Consider the following 19199-nt stretch of genomic DNA (forward strand, 5'->3'; position numbering starts at 1 on the left):
TTTTAAAAGTTTTTTTAGTTATTTAGTAATGCACAAATTTAGGTGTTTGTCAAATTAATTTAGATGCGTTTACCCTGACAATACTCCCTGGGTTTCCCTAGCAGAAATTGAAAGCCTAAGTCCCGAAACAGCTAAAGTTATTCAGAAGGTTTGCAAGCAGAAAAAACTCTCTTGTCCGCGTTTAGGAATTATCGACGACCAAAACCCTACTGCTTTTACTTACGGTTCATTTCCCAACAGCGCTCGCTTAGTCGTCAGTCAAGGTCTTTTCACCTATTTAGACGACGAAGAAATTGCCACTGTTTACGCCCACGAACTCGGTCACATCGTCCACTGGGACTTTGCAGTAATGACTTTAGCTTCAACTTTGGTGCAGATTACTTATTTAATTTACACAACAGCTCAAAGAATGGGCCGAAGTGGTGGCGACAAAGCTAAAGATGCGGCCGGTACTGTAGCTGGTGTTGCTTATTTGTTTTACATCGCAGGCACTTATTTATTGCTGTATTTGTCGCGGACGCGAGAATATTTTGCCGACCATTTTGCTGCCGAAACTACTGGCAACCCCAATGCTTTGTCTCGCGCTTTGGTAAAAATTGCTTACGGTATTTTGGAAGAAGGACAAAGGGCAACAGAACCCAGCCGCTTATTAGAAGGAACTCGCGCTTTAGGCATTTACGATGCCAAAGCTGCCACATCTACTGGCACTGCTTACAGGATTTCTTCGGAACCAGAAAAGATTGGGCGAGTGTTTTTGTGGGATATGTTTAATCCGTGGGGTTGGTGGATGGAACTGAACTCTACTCACCCGCTGACTGGTAAACGAGTTCGCGCTTTGAGCACTTATGCCGAACAATTAGGCTTGGATGTTGAGTTTGACATGGGCCGCATTGTCGGCGAAGGCAACGATTTGAGCAAGCGGAAATTGTACGGCAATTTTGTGTTCGATTTACTGCTGTACAGTGCAGAAACTCTGGGCTTAGCGGTGGGTTTTGCGATCGGCATTTCCCTGTATGCTGTAAACCCGATGATGATGGTTGCTTGTCCTTTAATCGGTTTGGGCGTGGGAATTTTGCTCAAGACTTTGGTAATGTTCCCCAATTACGAAGAAGCAGAACACTTAGATGTTTTAACCTTAATGTCTGACCCTCATGCAAGTCCTTTGCGGGGTCAACCGGCGCAACTACATGGCGAATTAATTGGTCGCGGCGATGCGGGTTATGCGTTTGGTTCTGATTTGAAATTGCAAGACAGAACGGGAATGATTTATCTGCGCTATGCTTCTCGTTTTGGGCCAATTGGTAATTTTCTGTTTGGCATGAAACGGGTTGAAAGTTTGATTGGGATGGATGTTAGGACTTTAGGTTGGTTCCGCCGGGGCGTTGCACCTTGGATGGATTTGATTCAGCTTGAAAGCGATAGCGGTACGGTGGTTAGTAGCTATCACCGCTTCTGGTCTTTTGTAATGAGTATCGGTGCCATCGTTATTGGTATTGCGGCGCTATTTGTTTCATTTCCAGCTTGAAAGTTGAACGGAATAAAGTCTTTACTATAGCAATCCTAAATCATTTGTGAATTTCTTACTCCCTCCCCTTCGTAAGGGGAGGGTTGGGGTGGGGTAAAAAATTTACGACTCCTGCAAGGATTGCTATATAAAGAGGTTCATAGTGAAGACTTTATTTGTCTTAAGTCAGTTAAAAACTAAAGCATTCGTGCCAACTTAAGCAATTGAGGGATTAACATCTTCCTGATTAGAATCCCTGAGAGTTAAACTAGGGGCTTAACTGATGACTGAGGATTATTAGGTGGTTTAGCTGATTTGAATTCCGGTGTGGAGGACAATTGCTTCAGATCGATGAATACCGAAAATTGGCTGGTATCCAACAACCCCGAATTAGGCTGTTTTTTATTCTGCCATTTTTGACCGATCGCACAAAGTTTGCACATGATTTTAGCTCTTTTTGAGGATATAATAGTCGTTCTGGAAATCATGGGCTAGTTGCTTGATTTCAACGCTGCTAAACCCAGCTTCACTCAACAGTTGCAGCGCTTTTTCTTGACCCCACATCGCTCCCAGTCCCATGCCACCATAGGCTAAAGAAACTGTCATACAGTGCATACAAGAAATTGTGTAGAGCAACGGCGCAATGGGATGCTCTAGATTACCGCCTACATCCGTTGTGGCGCGGATATCTTGCATTAAGTAAACACCATCGGGACGCAACGCTTTGTAGATGTTTTGCAGTACAATATCGGGTCTGGCTTGATCGTGAATTGCATCAAATGTGGTGATCCAATGGTAGCGATCGCACTCATCGAATGTGGCGGCATCCTTCACCTCAAACTGGATATTATTCAACTTCCGCAGTTGGGCTTCCGTGTTGGCATTGGCGATGGCTTCTCCCGAAAAATCGTAGCCTGTGAATCGGCTATTCGGAAAGGCGACCGCCAGCTTGTTGAGTGCTCGCCCGCTTCCACAGCCGACATCTAGCACCTCAATACCCCGCTGCAACGCTTCGGTAAGTCCGGGAATTAGTGGCAGAATATGGTCAAATAGAGCAGATACCACGGTTTGACCGCTATCTTCTGCCATCACGGCATGAAAACGTTTGAACTCTGAGTAGGGTACACCGCCGCCTTTGTAGAAACAATCAATAATCCGGTCTTCCACCGATGCCAACACCGGAATGAATTGAGCAAAAGGAGCAATGTTGTTAGAAGCCGCAGCCCGTGTCAGGAATGCTGCATTTTCTGTCGGCAAAGTGTAGGTTTTGTCGATCGAATTATAATCCACTAAGCGACCCGTTACCATTGCACCGAGCCATTCCCTCACGTAACGTTCGTTCAATCCGGCAGCATCGGCAATTTGTTGACTGGTAGAGGGTGGCAATTCTGCCATTGTGTCAAACAGTTCGGTGCGATGCCCGATCGAAATCATGACTGAGAGTGCGCCGCTGTTAAGAATGTCCAGCATCCGTTCGGCGAATGCTTCTGCTTTGGTTTGATCGAATGTTTGTGTCATCATAATTTAATGGTGGTGGTATTCAAAAGTCATCAGTCATCAGTCATTAGTCATTAGTCATTGGTGATTGGTTATTAGAACAAACAAATAACAAATAACCAACAGTCAACAGGCAACCGTCAACCGTCAACAGTCAACCGTCAACAATCATTCCGGTGTTACCGGAATAGATTTCACGCATCTGTTCTTGCACCCAAAATTCAAACAATTCGCGGAGCAAACGTTGACGCATTGCTAAATCAAACTGAGCCGGAATCAATGTTTCTAATCTAACAATCGCCAGCCATTCTTCTACAGGGATAGGATGCCAAAGCTGACCGGGCCGGCTTATCGCCAACAGATGCGCCAAATTGGGGTGGATTGTGCCGAGTTCCGCCGGGCCAAGAATCCCATTGACTTGAGCTTCTGGGCCTTGGGAATACTCGCGCGCCAGTTCGGCAAAGGATTGCTCTTTTTCTTGAATCCGAAAATACAGTTCTCGCGCAATTGCTGCCTCTTTAACCCGAATCAAAGAATAGATGGCTCGATCTAGCGATCGCTTGCTTTGCAGAAAATATGACTCTAGTTTGTGATGCCAAGTTTGGTATTTGAATTTCTCAATTTTGAGCAGCCGCGGAATGAAAACCGTCTCTAAAAATTCCAGACTCATCCCGTGCTTTTTTAGCCAAAGCTGCTGTGTGGTTTCGTCGATCAGTTGATTTTCTTCGTAGAACTGCTGGCTGGCATTCACGATTTCTTCAGCGGTGCAATCGATGGGGGCGATCGCTTCATCAATGATGCTCTCGCGGTATAATTGGGGCAGCATTTGGTAGCTGGCAAGTCGAGGAACTATCTCCTCCCCAGAGATGGTGCGATTGCGGATTTGTAATAAAACTGCGGTCATAGCTGTCTGGCTTCAATTAAAGCCATTTGAACGAACAATTGATAGGGTAAGGTGCACGGTGTGCACCCTACAGATAGAGTTTTTACATCCAGGACTTTCTAGTTGGGAATCGGAGTCAAAGTAACAGAGTAATTAGTGTTACCTGTGAATTGAGAGGCTTGAAGATAGTAGTTAGTTGCAGGAGCCAAGTTTTGGACAAATCCTTCGGAAATAGTGCCTCGCTTAACCACACTTCCAATTACCTCACCTGCATCGACGGCGCGATTGTTGTTTTTGTCTTGAATCAATCGGAGATCGGCATCAGCGCTGAGATTATTGAGACCAAAGTGATAAAATCCCTGGGTATTGACAGCGAGATGGATAGTATCGGTGGTGTCGGTGTTACCCACAGAACCTTGACGAGTTCTTGGTTTGTCGTTGGAAAAGACGGCACCGAAATCATCTTCTACGGCGAGGACTTTGCTGGGTGTTCCGATCGCGTCAGCCGATACTCTCAAATTGTAGGGAGTATCGTTGAACGCACGGTTCCGATTGACTTGCACCACGTAATTGCCTGCATCAACGTCAGCAAATGCTGAGGACAAGTTGATTACTTCATCCAAACGCAATCGATCGGAAATAGCAATTTGCTTATCGTTACCATCAACTAAGCCATTGCCATTGAAATCGCGAAATAGTTGAACATTCAGATCGTCGGTCATACCAACCAGCCCAAGGTTGATATTTTTATCGCTATCCAGACGGAAACTGTAGGTGTCTTTGCTGTTGAGATTACTGATAGTGCGGCGCGGAACTACTACGGCACTATTAGATGGCAAGGTACCAAGGTCAAATTCAGCCATTTTATTTCGCCTTAAATTGTAAAGGGATGAGTTAATTTGCTGGTTGTTTGATTAACTTGATATCAATCTAACGAGGCGATCGTTCCGAAAGCGTTCCGAAACCGTTCTCGAAGCGTTCCCAAAGCATCCAAGCCCGATCGTCCGCGCGAATTCAAGGTTTGAGAACTTCCGCACACCAAACGCGATCGAAGGGAATTCCAGCTTTACCGTGGGCTTCTTGAATCACCTCGGCATCGGGTGCATTCAGTTCACTAACCACGCGAGTTTTATCCAGCGACGCATAGGAACGCACCCATTCAATACCCCGTTCCTGATACCGCGGTAAAATTGATCGCTGGGCTTCGTTCCACTCTTCATCGGTAAAGCCATTCGGATAGCTTCCCTCCAACACCTTGAGAATTGGTTCGTTCCATACAGGTGGCACACCTTCAGGTTCAATAACTTGGGCTGTCCAAACCTTGCTAAACCCAACATCGGCTTGGCGATAAGCTTGTCGCACAGACTCTGCATCTGGTGCCTCAAAGGTGCAAATCATGCGATGGCGATCGGCTGATAGTAAAGAGTAGCGCCACTTGGCATTTCTTACCTCAAGACAATCCAAAACTCGCGTATCAGCTAACATTTCTGCGGTTATTGGTTTATCGGTCGTTGTTTCAACAATTACAATAGACATAATTACCTCACAAAATGTAAAATGCGATCGCTGTTAGATACCCGACTTTTTTAATCAGTCAAGGATCTGGGTATTCTATTTTAATTCAAGCACCTCGCGGATATAAGCTGGAGCAGGATGGCGTCCTGTAATCCCTTCGTGGTCGTAAAAGTTTTCGCTGACAAACTTCGGGTCTAGAATTGCCTGGGCTAAGTCCTTAGAGAACAGGATGCACTCTGTATGCAGCCCAGCCCCGTTGCAATAGTTGCCAGATAGATAAAAAGTGCTAGGTCGGGAAACATCGTACAACTCACCCTTGTCTTGTGGCGGGTTCCAGTTACCAATCTGCTTGAGTTGGATGTAGCGTTGCGCCTCTAGTGCTTCCGGTGTAAACTTGCAGTGTAAGAACGTCGCCCGCGCCACTTCGCCGTTAGTTTGGGACAGTATGTGGTCTCGAAACTCTTTGCTGCTCATATTTAGCGGGTTCACAGTAACGTAAAAATCTTCTTTGGGATTTTCTTCACTGGACTGTGGTTGATGTTTGTTAGCCGAATAGGTCATATGATAAGGCTTGAACATACCATCAAATTTGCCCCCATCTGGCCGTGGCACTCGATCCGAGTTCAAAGCATAGTTGTAATCATATATACGCACGTTGTAGGCGCAGATGAAATCCGATATGGGCGGAACCTGGCTGGGGTCATCGTTTGCATAAACTACGCAAGGTACATAGCGAAATTCTTTGGTTCTTTGCAGGAGTTTGTTTGAGGTGAAGGTTAGTGAGTCTGTAATGCGTTCTACCTGATAAGCTGGAGTGCAAAATACTACTTTATCGTAATAGCTAGACTCTCCATAATTGTAGTAGACATAGGCTCCTTGCCCGTGGCTGCATACTTTGATACCATCAATGCCTAACTGTACATTTACTTTACAGTCTTTGGTGAGCTTTTCTTTGAGAAATTCCAGCCAATTCTGACAGCCTTGGTTGAAAAACTTGCGTTCATTGTCTTTGCCTGGGCGATCGTCCGGCAAACCCAAACCCTCCTGAAGTACGTAGTAGTGCGACACCAACCACATCGGCATATCCAGTACCGGAGGTCGCCCCATCGGACTTTCTTCATAGGTAAAGAACATGGCGTTGATACGGGGCAGCAAAGCTAGCTCAACGAACTGCTTGTATTTGATATCTGTAAAATATTTATGGATAAACTGCTCAACAGTGATTTTAAATGCGGAGGGCTTGTTTTCGTTTTCTTTGTACCATTCCTTCAGGAAAATCACAAAATTCTCAAACCCCTGTTTGATTTTTTTTAGCGTTTCATCGTCTAGATTATGGCCGTAAATATCGCCATTATTATAAACTTTGAAGCCATAAGTTTCTTCTGGGGTTGCACCGTAATAGAAAAAGGATGCTTCATTCACCAGTGTCCCTACATACTGATCTTGGGGTAGCTCAATTTCTTCCCAAAGCTCCAGCATGGCTTTATAGGTGTTGATATTAAAGTCATTAACTCCCATGTCTACCCATGTATTGGGGCGACCAAGTGGTGAAAGATCGAGTTTTTGAGTTAGGGCGTTTCCCCCAACGCGATCGGCTTGTTCGTAAACAACAATCTCTATGTTTCCCTTACTATATTTGTGCAGGTAATAAGCAAGGGAAAGACCAGATACACCTGCACCAACGATCGCAATTTTCATACTGAACTTCTAGATGGATGATTTTTAATTTACCATTAAAAGTTCAATTTTTTCTAATTTCTGCCGAATATCCTGCACGGGATCGGCGGTGAGAAAAGTTTGTTTGATTTGTTCGGATTGCAATCGCGATCGTGTATGTTCAATGAGTTGCAAAGCTTGGCGATAAGCTGTCACTGCTTTCTCAGTTTGTCCGCATTGAGAGTGTAAATCTCCCATAGCTGTATAAGTTTTCCAGAGTTGGGGAGGATTGCCGAGTTCTTCGGCAAGCGCGATCGCTTTTTCTAAGCATTCCTGCGATCGTTCAATATTACCTTGAGCGAGGAAGGCTTGACCCATTAACCGCCACCCTTTGACGATATTTTTGCGGGTTTTTGTCGGTTCGGCTAGCTGTAGGCACTCCTGGGCTAACCTCAGCGCTGATTCTGCATCTCCCTGTATCAATCGCAATTCGCCCAAGCTGTGACAGCAGTGCTGCAAGTAGCGCCACTTCATCCATTCTTCGCCCCACTTCCCGGATTGTTGGGAATCGCGATAAACCATCAGTAACAAAGATTCGGCTGTAATTAAATCTTCTTTCAGCAGATAGCAATCCCCCAAATTTATCGCGGCATTGCGAATAATTTCTGGGTCGCCTATTTTCCAAGCAGACTGCAATCCATCTTGATTGTATGGGATAGCTGTTTCTATGTTGTAAAGTTCGCTGTACAGCCAACCTAAAGTATTGAGGATGCGACTTTTCCAAACTTTGTCACCGAGGCGATCGCTTAATTTTAATGCCGTTTCCAAGTCAGAAAACGATCCTTCATATTCACCCTTACCGCAGCGAGTAATTCCTCTTTCCCACAAGTTCATCATCCAGACAAGGAGGATATTGTCATCTCTGCCAATTGCGACTCCGCGATCGCCTAATTGGTGTGCGGGTTCGTATTCTCCTTTCCAGTTATAAACTAGACCCAGCATAAAAGTATTCAGACCTTCCTGAATTTTATCACCAGTCTCCTGACTCCAATTTATTCCTTGAGAAAAACAACCAAAAGATTCATCTAGCTTTGCCGTCACGCCATAAATGTAGCCCATGACAAATTGGCTGGCGGCTAGCATACTTTTGTAGTCGATTTCTAATGCCAAGTTATAAGCTTGTTGGGCATATTCGAGGGCTGGCTCGAAGTCATGGGCCCAGAACAAACCATACCCGATGTTGTAAAGCGCTTCTGCTTCCTTCTGTCTGTCACCTCGACGGCGACAGACTTCCAACATATTTTGATACGCAGCAATTGAAGGCTGGAATTCACTCAGGAGAAAATGAACTTGTCCCACTCCTGCATAAATCGAAATTAAAGTATTGTCATCTACAGAATTTCCCAGTTGTTCGCAAACCGTTAAGGCTCGCTTGTAATGAGATAGCGCTTCGGGATTAACATAAGCTTGCTGTGCTTTTTGTCCGGCTTTAACCAAATAATCCAGTGCTTTGTCCCAGATTTCTGCCTGCTCGTAATGATAGGCGAGAATCTCATAATATTCTGGCATATCGTTACCATAATGTTGCTCGTACCAATCAGCCACTCGTTGATGTAACGATCGCCGTTGGGAAAACAACATCAGGTTGTAAGATACTTCTTGAGTGATGATATGTTTGAAAATGTAAGCTAATTCTGGCTCTGGTGTCATCAGCGGTGTCAGATCGAAGACTGCCAGTTGTGTGAGATACTCTGTTAATTGTTTTTTATCTGCTTCGATGGGGTGAACTTCTTGCAATATTTGTAAGCCAAATGTGCGCCCGATCGCACTCGCTACTTTTAAGGTAAGCTGCATGGAAGGAGAAAGGCGATCAATGCGACTGGTAATCACCCCCTGAACCGTATTTGGCAAGTTCAAACTGTCTAAATCAGAGACTCCGGGTGGGAGGCTACACTTACCGTCTCGAATCACAATTAAACCGGCATCGCGCAGCGCATAAGCGATTTCTTCGCTGAAAAAAGGATTTCCCTGGGCTTTTTGAGCAATTAAATTGGTGACTGATGGCGGTAGGGTGTTTACTCCCAAACGCTGACACACGAGTTGCAATGTATCTGACTCATCTAGTACCTGCAATTTTAAATGCTGGGTGTGCGGAGATTGGAGTAATTGCAGGTAGTCATCGGGTGGTTTTTCTGTCAGAGGGCGCGTGGATATCGTTAATAGTAAGTGTTGAATTTGTTGGCTGACTTGCAATGCGAGTGTCCAAGAAGCAGAATCCAGCCAGTGTGCGTCCTCTAATACCAATAGTTTGGGCGATTTACGAGCAGCAATTTGTAAAACTTCAACTAAAAAATTGTGCGTTTTATCTGCCCGTTCTTTGCCGCAGAGAGATGCGGTCATCTCAGTTTCTGGGAAATCGAAAGGTAGCACGATATTAAGCAATGGTGCCAACTCTAAAATCTCCGGTTTTTCTGCCAAAATTCCTAAAACTTTTTGGTGGTGATTGCTTGAGTATTTTTGGTTAGCTGTTTCCTGTTCTCGATCGCTTGTTGGTTGTTGAATTTCTAGATGGTTTTTGTCTTCTAAGTCTAAATTGAACACCTGACTGAAGACTTTGCGCCAAACATAGTAAGGGGTAGATTTTTCAATTGCATCCGCATTTCCGAATAAAATCCCTAGTTCCTGCCCCCGCGCTGCTGCGATAAAATCTTCTACTAACCGAGATTTACCGATACCCGGTTCGCCGGAGATAATTAAAACTCCACTAATATTGTTTTCTAAAAAAGCTTGTAGTTGAAATGCCAGTTGCGATCGCTCTTTAGCGCGACCGACCATCTGACTCTGGTATTCTAAAGTTGTATGACTGGATTTAGCTGCGATCGACTGACCCGTGGGACGATAAATTTTAATTGGCTGGGCTTTGCCTTTAACTCGAATTGGTTCTAAAGATTCAAACTGCCAACTCTTTTGGGCTTCCCGATAAGTCATCTCATCGCATAAAATCTCGTTAGTTGCAGCTTGCATCAATCGTGCCGAGAGGTTCACCACATCTCCCAATACAGTATATTCCCGTCGGCATTCGTTACCCACAGTCCCGCAGTAAACTCGACCTGTGGTGACACCAATCTTGGAATCAAAACCCAGACTCCGCAATCTCACTTGTATCGCTTGTGCTGCCTGGACACCTCGTACAGCATCATTTTCATGAGAGATTGGCGGCAAACCAAAAGCTGCGATCGCTACCAAACCCTTATCATCCATCATCACTTTTCGCAGAGTCCCTTCATACTGAAACAAGACACTCTGGATAGTCTGGGTACAGGACTGAATCTGTTTTAAAGCTGCTGGAGTCAAGTCTTTTACTGGCGGTAGTCCGATAAACAATACCGTCACTCGTCGGAGTTCCGACAGCCACTGGCTTTGTCCGGCATCCAGTCGCGCTAGAATATCTGGGGATATATATCCCCGCAAAGCTTGTACCATTTCTGGCATTAAGATTGGGGAATTGGGATTGGAGAATTGGGATTGGAAAACTGGAAATTGGGAAGAGGAATTGTCCGGTTTTCCTGGTGTTACTAAATTCTCTTCCTCTACTCCGAAATCACTCCCAAATTGTGCTTCTGCCTCCTTTTTCAAATCATTCAATCTCACAACTCCCGACTCTAGGAGAGTCCCTTCGTAGTAATGTTGAATCAGCGTCCAACCTTCAGGAGAAATACAGGCTTCGCCAGATTTTGCTTGGACTTCAGCTAGCGCCATTTGACCCAGAGGTTGACCAGCGACTAAATATTCCCAAGATCCGTTTACCCCACCAACGTGCAGACTCATTAAATCTCCTGCAGCAACACCGATATGCAGGGTAAGACTAACGTCTCCAGCAACGTAATGGCTGAGTTTTTTGAGAATTGCCAAGCTACACTCAGCAGCGCGGTAAGTTGCTGTCACCAGTGACTCGTCCGTGGCGGGCCAAATCGCCAACATGGCATCTCCAGCAAACTGAATGATATCGCCACCGCGATCGGTAATCAGTTCAATCAGTTGTCCAAAATAGGCGTTCAGATGCTTGGTTAGTTCTTCTGCACCATCAGGCCCGCTTTGCGCTAGGCGTTCGGTGAGGGCTGTGAATCCAGAAATATCGGTAAACAAAACTGCCGCTTTTAAGTGTTCTTGCAGCGGTGTTGGTAAGATTTCTGAGTGGACTGCGATGCGTTGCAGTAGACTCTTGGGCGCATAGCTGGCCAAAATTTCTTGGAGTCCAAGCATATAGAGTGTTTTAACTGATGTTCTAGTTTTGAATTGCTTTTAGATGTACCCTTAATATCTATTTTCACCGTCTATGGTGATTGTAGCAGACCTGAATCTTACTAGAATCCATTACAGATAGTCCCGTACATTGTCCGAAACAATTGTGAGTGTATAGAAAAATTTGCTAGGCAAGATTTTGAGTTGAGTGACCTCAATAAAGATGCTGGCGGGCGATCGTAAATTTTGAAAATGTCCACAGTCAACAGTCCACAGTCAACAATCATTGGGGTGCAACCGGAATTGATATCACATCGCATCGATCGCCCGATCGACCTCGGTGCAAGCGCGGAAACTCAGCGCGGTGCGATCGATGCGATCGCGCAGCGATTCAAACCGCGCGATCGCCCCTTCTCGATCGCTCAAAGCTAAAGCACCCTCAATCAAAATCGCCCAAGCCAGAGCAATCTCGCTGGGATGATCGACCGTTTGAGCAGCTTCTAAAGCAGCTTCGGCGCGGGCTGTTGCCAAAACAGGTCGATCGCACTCTAAATCCACTTGAGCCGCCCCAATCAGCACATAAGACAGCATCCGTTTGGCATCTACCTGTTGCAAAGTCGCGATCGCGCGATCCAAAGCAGCATCGGCTCCAGTTTGCTGAAGCTGATAGTTTGCTAAAACTAAAAGTGCCTGGGCGATCGCACTTTCACTACCTTCGCCTTGGATTTTGGCTGCGACGATCGCCATTTCCTGACAATAAGGCAATGCCGCCGGATCGCCCGCTTCCAGTTCCGTCATCGCCAAATAGCTGAGGTTATAACACTCGCACCAGCGATCCTGCTGGGCCGCGGCCAATCGCCACGCCTGTTGCAACAGAGTGCGCGCTTGGGCATAGTTCCCGTGATGGCGGTGTACGGCACCCAGCCCTTGGGGAATTCCGATGTTTGTAGCGCCAACTCTCCCCGCCAGGGACTGTGCCTCCAGCAACAAAGCTTCTGCCCGCGTCATCCTCACAACTCGGCAGCAAATCACCGCCATAAAGCGCGATCGCTTGCTCCCATGCTGTTCTGGCACCGTTAACATCTGCGGCTCGTTCCGCTGCTTCTGCTGTGGCGAATGCCCGTTCAAACTCAGCCACATCCAGCACGAAAGGCGCATGGGGATTCCATTGCAGGGTTTTGGCATCGGTCAGGAGGTAGCGATCGGCATCGGGGAGTCCATGACGCAGGTGATGCAATTCCCGGCGCAAGTTGGTGCGAGCTTGGGTCTCCGTTGAATCTGCCCAGAATTGAAAGGCAAGCCGCTGACGGGTTTGTGGCATATCGCGATGCAGTACCAGGTAAGCAAACAAAGCTTGCGGGCGCTCTGTGGTGACACCGACAACGGGCTTGTCTGCACAGGAAAGGCAGAATCCGCCTAGTAGTTTGATATCTAAGGTGGAAAGCATATAGCTAGATATTATTTGTGATTTTAATCCATTCTCCGGTGTGTTAACTTCAGGAATGTCAGCAGGTGCGATCGCAAATTTAAAAGACATTACTATACTATGTTATCCGTGCGGCAATCTGTTTGAACTAGGCCCACTTTTGTCTTTTTAATATAAATGTAATATAGATGCGGTATGATCGCTTTCACTCCCAATCTCACTCAATGCAATTAACAAGGCCAACATGATCGCCAAAATTGCTACCCTCAGCCTCTTGTTTATAGTTTTGACTCTAGCATTCAGCAACACGCTCTTCAAAAATCATCTGTTAAAACCTTTCAAGGACAGCAATTTGTCCAACCAATTAACATCTGATTTGACAATCTTGACCGCCCAAACGGAAAACAGGGACAAAAATACCATGCAAAGTATTCTTGATGACAGCGCCAAAATAGAAAAACTAGCTAGCGATTTCCAATTTATAGAAGGCCCGATTTGGCATCCAGACGGCTTTTTGCTGTTCAGCGATATTCCCGCCAATATTATCTATAAATTCGCCTCAAATCAGCAAGTTGAGGTATTTCGCCGCCCTTCGGGAAAAGCCAACGGGAATACTTTAGACAAAGAAAATCGGTTACTTACTGCCGAACACGAAAATCGCCGCGTATCCCGCACAGAAAAGGACGGCAAAGTTATCACCTTGGCGGATAGATACGAGGGCAAGCGGCTCAACAGCCCGAACGATTTGGTGGTTAAATCCGACGGTAGTATTTATTTTACCGATCCGTCCTACGGCGTTAGTAAAGAGCAGGAAGAATTGGGTTTTTACGGTGTTTACAGGCTGGCACCCGACGGAAAATTAACTCTGCTGGTTAAGGATTTGGTGCTGCCCAATGGCATCGCCTTTTCACCAGACGAGCAAAAACTTTATGTCAACAATTCGGAAGCGGGATACATTGCCGTTTTCGATGTAAAACCAGACGGAACTGTTACCAAACATCGGCTTTTTGCGGAGTTAAAAGATGCCAGTCAAAGCGGAGTACCCGACGGTTTAAAAGTTGATGTAGAGGGGAATGTTTACAGCACCGGGCCGGGGGGAGTGTGGATTTTCTCGCCGGATGGTAAGCTTTTGGGCAAGATTTCTGTACCTGAGACGGCGACTAATTTGGCTTGGGGAGAAAGCGATCGCAAAACGCTTTATATTACGGGAAGTACAAGTCTTTATCGAATTCGCCTTAAAATTGCGGGCGTGCGGCCTGGAAAATAATCTAAAATAGGGCGCTGTTGAAAATAAAGCGGTTTGTCGTGAGCACTAAAGTCTTCACGACAAACACTTTTTATTTGGGGTAATTGACCGGGCATGATATAATCCTAGTTTTGAGAATCAGTCCTTCCCAATTCTTTAATCTAAAATCTAAAATCTCCAATGGTATTAATAGCTCCGTTGCACAAATTTCTGACTGCTACAGTCGATCGCAAATCTCGATCGCACACAATATTTTGGTTGACTCTCAGCCTGACATTTGCCACAGTTTATGCTATTTTAGGACTCAAGCAAGTCTTTAGCGCCGAGTATATGGTGCAAGACGATGCGAGGCAGCACGTTTTCTGGATGATGCGGTTTGTCGATCGACAATTATTCCCCAACGATTTCATTGCTAACTACTATCAATCTGTCGCCCCCGCAGGATACAGCACGCTCTACAAATTAGCAGCAACAATTGGCATTCACCCGCTATTTTTTCACAAAATATTGCCACTATTTCTCGGCTTAATCTCCACTTATTTCTGTTTTGGGCTTTGCCTAGAAATGCTGCCAGTGCCGCTAACTGGATTTATCGCATCTTTGCTGTTAAATCAGCATATGTGGATGACTGACGATTTGGCTTCCACAACGCCCAGAGCTTTTATCTACCCGATATTTCTCGGTTTTTTATATTATTTATCCCGGAATTCGTTGCTGCCGTGTTTGGGGGCGATCGCCCTGATCGGACTATTCTATCCTCCTTACGCCTTGGTTGCTGCTGGAATTTTAGTTTTGCGGCTGCTATGCTGGAAAAATGGCGGTTTGCGCTTGTCGGGCGATCGAACTAATTACCTATTTTGCAGTACAGGTTTGGGAGTAATCTTTTTAGTAATGCTGCCCTATGCCTTAGATAACTCTGAATTTGGCCCAACTTACACCGCAGCAGAAGCCAAGCAAATGCGCGAATTTGCAGCAGGCGGCAGAAATGCTTTTTTTCGTCCAAACCCGGTAGATTATTGGTTGACAGGGCGGGGCAGCGGGATGTTTCCCAAGTCGCTGTTTACGCCTGTAACTCACTGTGTCGGGCTGTTATTTCCGCTGCTGCTGTTTTTGCGATCGGCTTTTCCCTTAGCAAATCAGATTCAACGCCAAATCTGGCTTTTGCTTCAGCTATTTTTAGCATCCTCGGCGATGTTTTTTGCGGCTCACGCAACCATTTTTAAGCTATATCAACCCGGTCGCTATACAGCCTACAGCTTGCGATTTATTGTTGTTTTAATAACTGCGATCGCCCTCACTTTAATTATTGATGGAGTCGGTCATTGGGCATCAAAAACCGCAACAACATTTGATGTAAAAAATCTAGTAGCACTAATTACGACAGCGACAATCGCTATCGCCGTTGTTCTTTATCCATGCTTGGTAGAAAAATTCCCCACAGTCGGGTATGTAGAGGGTAAAATGCCGGGTTTGTACAATTTTTTTGAGCAACAACCTAAAGATATCTTGATTGCTTCGATCGCCACCGATACGGATCATTTGCCAACATTTAGCCAGCGTTCTGTTTTGGTGGCAAAGGAATATGCAGTGCCTTATCAGAAAGGCTACTACAGCAGATATCGGCAGCGACTTAACGATTTAATTCGCGCTCAATACACTCCAGATCGAGCTGTATTGCAAAGTTTCATTAATAGCTATGGAGTTGATTTTTGGATGCTCGATCGCAATGCTTTGACTCTTCAGTATATAAAGGATGATGGCTGGCTAAATCAATTTGATTCTACACCGGAGGCGAGCCTTTCTCTGGAACAAGGGAAAATTCCCGCCTTAGCTTCAGCAATGACAAGTTGTGCTGTTTTTCAGAATGAAATTGTAGTGGTGTTGGATGCGTCTTGTATTGTGAAATAGGCTGGGAATTAAGGCGAGGCAGAGCCAAAGCATCTGCGTTACCAGGAAGAGCATGGGAACTCAAAAAAAGTCAATTAGGGATGGGGAAGATATCAAACATGAATTAGAATATTTAGAAAATCCTAATTATTCTGTTAGTGCAAATGTTACTGTCTGTTGGGGGGGATGAAACAGGAAGCGATTCGGTTGTGTGGGGCTGGTTAAGCTGTTGTGCCTTTAAATAGGGTATAATAAAAAATGAGTTTAGTCAATCCATACAAAAATGCCAGCTAAAAACCATCTCAATCCCCAACAAATAGAGAAACTACAAAAAGCCTTAAGAGAGGAAGAAAAGGCAAATATTAGAGAAATAATTCTAATTTTATTATTGCTCAATGACGGCAAAACACAATCTAAAATTGCTAATTTTTTGGGTTGTTCAGTAAACAAAGTATCTTATTGGTGTATAAAGGGAGACCCCGACAATCTAGAAAGTCTAATAGATGAAAGGATGAAGGGAAATCACAAAAAAGCCACAGATAAATATATAGAGATATTATTAGAAAATATAGAAAAAGAGCCTCAAGAATTAGGATATGATTTTGGACGATGGACAGCGCAGAGATTAGCAACATACTTAGAGTAATCCACAGGAATAAAATTAAGTGGAGGACAAGTGCGGAGGATATAAAAAAAAAAGTATGTTTACATCTGGGCTAAGTATAGCCTAGAGTCGAAGAAAAATCTTGAAAAAAGAACAGCGTTTAAAATAAAGATAGCCAAATATTTAAAAGTAGAAAAAAAACGCCAGAAGGATTACAGGTATGGTTTTGGGACGAGAGTAGATTTAGTTTAAAAGCCACCAGAAGAAAGAACTGGTGTAAAAAAGACAGGCGAAAAAAGGTTCGATGAGACAGAAGAAAAGGCAGAGTTAATGTAATGAGAGGAGTGAGAAAATCCGATAAAAAAAGGTGGGCAGAGTTCCTCAAAAAAGGCAATTCATATAATTTTGGATCGAGTGCTAAAACTCTTTTATGAAGAGCTAATCAATGAATGGGTATCAGCAGGAAATAAAGCCTCAGAATTTCCTGAAAAAAGAGCGAAAATAGTGATTATTCTGGATAATGCTAGTTTTCACAAGAAAGAAGAATACCTGAAAATAATTGAAACAGAAATGCCTAACCTTCATTTAGAAGTCCTCCCCGAATATAGCCCCGACTATAACTTAATTGAATTAGTATGGCATTCGGCAAAAGAATATATTGCCAATCGACTTTTTACATCTATTGAAGAGCTAGAGTATTTATTGCACCGCCTCTTAAATGAAGGGCAATTAATAATTAAATGGGGTCGCAAAATCAAAAAGAAGGGTAATGCTTGTAAGCTGTTGTGCATCTAAATCGTATTTTTTGTGCGGGCGAGACGCCCAACCCCTACTCCCCACAAGAACTTTATCAAATTTTAGTTCACAGTTTAAATGTGCAACAGGTTATCACAGTTTAAATGTGCAACAGCTTAATCGAATTAAATTAATTATGCGACAAGGATATGGCTTCTCAAACTTTGATAATTTTCGAGAACGCGTATTAGCTTGCTTTTCTAATTAGATAAAAATATCACCGCAAGTTCAGGAGAGCCGAATTAATGAGTAAAACTCAAACTTTTAGTTAACTCGTTGGTAATCCGAAGACTTCAGAGCATGAGCCAAAAATCGTTCTGTGTAGTACAAAGCCAGTTGATTGCTCGGCCCATTAAAAACTGCATCAAAGGCGTGTTCAGCCCAAGGGATTTCGAGCAAAATAGCCCGTGAAGCGAAGCTATCCCGTAGGGAATCGCCCGTGGCTCGCAATCGTTGGTAGAGCGATCGACCAAACTTAGGCTGAACGATATGGTCGCGACCTGCATAAACCAGTAAAGAAGGGGGAAGATTCGGTTTAATATAATTGATGGGAGAAGCCCGACGGTAAAGCTCGTTGAGTTCGTCTGGCGTTCCTCCCAAAAAGGCACGCAAGACGGCTCGAACATTTATGGCATCAGGAAAAGGTGGGTCATTGTATCCCCGAATCAGGTCATTTGGCCCGTAATAGTTCACCACTGCTCGAACTGGAAGCACACTAGAATTATAAGCAGTTAGCATTGCTAAATGGGCACCTGCAGACCTTCCCATCAGAGCAATTCGATCGAGATCGATTTCCCAATCAGCAGCATGAGTTTTGATATAGGAAAGAGCGGCTTGTACGTCGTCAAGCTGAGCAGGAAATCGATATTTGGGAGCGTGGCGGTAATCAATTGCAACCACACAATAGCCTTGGGCGGCCATATAGCGGCTGAATTCCTCATTGGAATCGGCATTGCCTCTCTGCCAAGCTCCCCCGTAGAGTGTGATAATCGCCGGATATTTGCCAATTTGCATCGGCCGATAAAGGTTTAGTTGCAGTGAAACTCCGTCAGGGTTGGCAAATACAATAGCCCGATCGATCCTAACGTCTCTAATCGGAATTCCTCGGAACGCATCTGCGAGGATAAACGGTTGAGGGCGTAGCTGGGCGCGATCGGCTTGAGGAAGGGCTGCTAAATAGTTTTCCCCTAGAACAGCTTGCATTTGGGTAGCTATGGCTGCATTGGCTGCTGGGAACTGAATCAGGGGAAGCAGGCTCAGGATTAGGGCAAACAGGTTACAAATCAGTAAAATAATGTAGACTTTGCCTTGATGCCGTCTGAGCAGGTTCAGCAGAAGGGCGATCGTATTGATACCGACCAACCAAGGACTGATTTCTGGTGCTCCCACTGCCAAAGGGTACAGGAACATCGTGGGTGCTGGTACGATGACCCAGAGACTGAGAAATAGCGCGATCGCACTCAGGAACCAAGAAATAAATGGCGAGACTAAGAACGCTGCTAATAAAGGTAACTTTTTGCGGTTCTTCTTGTGGAGCATCGGATTTTCGCAGCCTAATTTTTAATCAGTTTAAATTAATCTGGCGGTTTTTATTGGTAAGTCGATCGCCTCTGGCATTTTACCAAACCAGCAGCTTCATTGACTCCGACATCCTGCGGCGATCGAAAATGCTTTGCATCGTTGTATTTTCATCTTTGACGTTGTTCGCTGTTTGTGGGAATCTTAAGCTGAGGTTGTCTGGCTAAACTAGGTGTATGGGCTGTTACTCATCAAAAGTTTGGCTATTATTCCGATTTTGGTAGTTAGACAGAGACAGCACTTAGGCACGGGTGTGGAGAAATCGGGTTTTTTTACAGATTATTAAAATTTAGGGAAACCTCAAATCGGAACGCAATTAAATTGTAGAGCAAGTGTATTTCTCAGGTAAAATCGAGTCTAATCCTT

General features: G+C 44.8%; 12 protein-coding genes and 1 pseudogene. 4 read left to right on the forward strand and 9 right to left on the reverse strand.

All coding sequences use genetic code 11. The annotated features are described in order from the left end of the window. Positions 1-139: 139 nt before the first annotated feature. Positions 140-1525, forward strand: coding sequence for a M48 family metalloprotease (locus tag QUB44_RS16335; RefSeq protein ID WP_333369367.1), 1386 nt, complete (start codon positions 140-142; stop codon positions 1523-1525). Between the two features lie 426 nt (positions 1526-1951). Here the strand turns inward: QUB44_RS16335 and QUB44_RS16340 are convergent, their stop codons facing one another. The 8 genes from QUB44_RS16340 to QUB44_RS16375 all read right to left on the reverse strand — a co-directional run bounded on the left by QUB44_RS16340 (position 1952) and on the right by QUB44_RS16375 (position 12834). Further along, positions 1952-3025: a class I SAM-dependent methyltransferase gene (locus tag QUB44_RS16340; RefSeq protein ID WP_333369293.1), complete on the reverse strand. Its 1074-nt coding sequence runs from the start codon at positions 3023-3025 to the stop codon at positions 1952-1954. A 130-nt stretch (positions 3026-3155) separates the two neighbouring features. Further along, positions 3156-3905: a peptidylprolyl isomerase gene (locus QUB44_RS16345; RefSeq protein ID WP_333369294.1), complete on the reverse strand. Its 750-nt coding sequence runs from the start codon at positions 3903-3905 to the stop codon at positions 3156-3158. Positions 3906-4003: 98 nt separating this feature from the next. Then, complete coding sequence (locus QUB44_RS16350) at positions 4004-4747, reverse strand: hypothetical protein (protein WP_333369296.1); 744 nt, start codon at positions 4745-4747, stop codon at positions 4004-4006. 151 nt (positions 4748-4898) lie between these two features. Then, the gene (locus QUB44_RS16355) at positions 4899-5420 is read right to left on the reverse strand and encodes a DUF4242 domain-containing protein (RefSeq protein WP_333369298.1); all 522 of its coding nucleotides are present in this window, start codon (positions 5418-5420) and stop codon (positions 4899-4901) included. A gap of 75 nt (positions 5421-5495) precedes the next feature. Then, a complete protein-coding gene (locus QUB44_RS16360) occupies positions 5496-7097 on the reverse strand; it encodes an FAD-dependent oxidoreductase (RefSeq protein WP_333369300.1) in 1602 nt (533 codons plus the stop codon). 24 nt (positions 7098-7121) lie between these two features. Beyond that, the gene (locus tag QUB44_RS16365; protein ID WP_333369302.1) at positions 7122-11318 is read right to left on the reverse strand and encodes a tetratricopeptide repeat protein; all 4197 of its coding nucleotides are present in this window, start codon (positions 11316-11318) and stop codon (positions 7122-7124) included. Between the two features lie 288 nt (positions 11319-11606). Next, complete coding sequence (locus QUB44_RS16370) at positions 11607-12152, reverse strand: hypothetical protein (RefSeq protein ID WP_333369304.1); 546 nt, start codon at positions 12150-12152, stop codon at positions 11607-11609. After that, complete coding sequence (locus QUB44_RS16375) at positions 12112-12834, reverse strand: hypothetical protein (RefSeq protein WP_333369306.1); 723 nt, start codon at positions 12832-12834, stop codon at positions 12112-12114. Before QUB44_RS16375 ends, QUB44_RS16370 begins: the two co-directional genes overlap by 41 nt. Positions 12835-13144: 310 nt before the next feature. On the opposite strand from QUB44_RS16375, the gene QUB44_RS16380 reads away from it, so the two are divergent. The 3 genes and pseudogenes from QUB44_RS16380 to QUB44_RS16390 all read left to right on the forward strand — a co-directional run bounded on the left by QUB44_RS16380 (position 13145) and on the right by QUB44_RS16390 (position 17255). Then, entirely contained in the window at positions 13145-13990 is an 846-nt protein-coding gene (locus tag QUB44_RS16380; RefSeq protein WP_333369308.1) for an SMP-30/gluconolactonase/LRE family protein, read from the forward strand. Between the two features lie 159 nt (positions 13991-14149). Further along, positions 14150-15877: a hypothetical protein gene (locus QUB44_RS16385; RefSeq protein WP_333369310.1), complete on the forward strand. Its 1728-nt coding sequence runs from the start codon at positions 14150-14152 to the stop codon at positions 15875-15877. A 262-nt stretch (positions 15878-16139) separates the two neighbouring features. Beyond that, positions 16140-17255, forward strand: a pseudogene (locus tag QUB44_RS16390) (IS630 family transposase). A 264-nt stretch (positions 17256-17519) separates the two neighbouring features. Here the strand turns inward: QUB44_RS16390 and QUB44_RS16395 are convergent. Next, positions 17520-18794: an alpha/beta hydrolase gene (locus QUB44_RS16395; protein ID WP_333369312.1), complete on the reverse strand. Its 1275-nt coding sequence runs from the start codon at positions 18792-18794 to the stop codon at positions 17520-17522. Positions 18795-19199: the final 405 nt, after the last annotated feature.

It is taken from the genome of Microcoleus sp. AT3-D2 (genome assembly GCF_036705715.1).
Taxonomy (GTDB): domain Bacteria; phylum Cyanobacteriota; class Cyanobacteriia; order Cyanobacteriales; family Microcoleaceae; genus Microcoleus.

Coding starts and splice junctions, on each gene's coding strand:
- QUB44_RS16340 (WP_333369293.1), bottom strand. CDS start 3,025: ATGATGACACAAACATTCGATCAAACCAAAGCAGAAGCATTCGCCGAA.
- QUB44_RS16385 (WP_333369310.1), top strand. CDS start 14,150: ATGGTATTAATAGCTCCGTTGCACAAATTTCTGACTGCTACAGTCGAT.
- QUB44_RS16345 (WP_333369294.1), bottom strand. CDS start 3,905: ATGACCGCAGTTTTATTACAAATCCGCAATCGCACCATCTCTGGGGAG.
- QUB44_RS16355 (WP_333369298.1), bottom strand. CDS start 5,420: ATGTCTATTGTAATTGTTGAAACAACGACCGATAAACCAATAACCGCA.
- QUB44_RS16365 (WP_333369302.1), bottom strand. CDS start 11,318: ATGCTTGGACTCCAAGAAATTTTGGCCAGCTATGCGCCCAAGAGTCTA.
- QUB44_RS16380 (WP_333369308.1), top strand. CDS start 13,145: ATGCAAAGTATTCTTGATGACAGCGCCAAAATAGAAAAACTAGCTAGC.
- QUB44_RS16375 (WP_333369306.1), bottom strand. CDS start 12,834: ATGTCTTTTAAATTTGCGATCGCACCTGCTGACATTCCTGAAGTTAAC.
- QUB44_RS16350 (WP_333369296.1), bottom strand. CDS start 4,747: ATGGCTGAATTTGACCTTGGTACCTTGCCATCTAATAGTGCCGTAGTA.
- QUB44_RS16360 (WP_333369300.1), bottom strand. CDS start 7,097: ATGAAAATTGCGATCGTTGGTGCAGGTGTATCTGGTCTTTCCCTTGCT.
- QUB44_RS16395 (WP_333369312.1), bottom strand. CDS start 18,794: ATGCTCCACAAGAAGAACCGCAAAAAGTTACCTTTATTAGCAGCGTTC.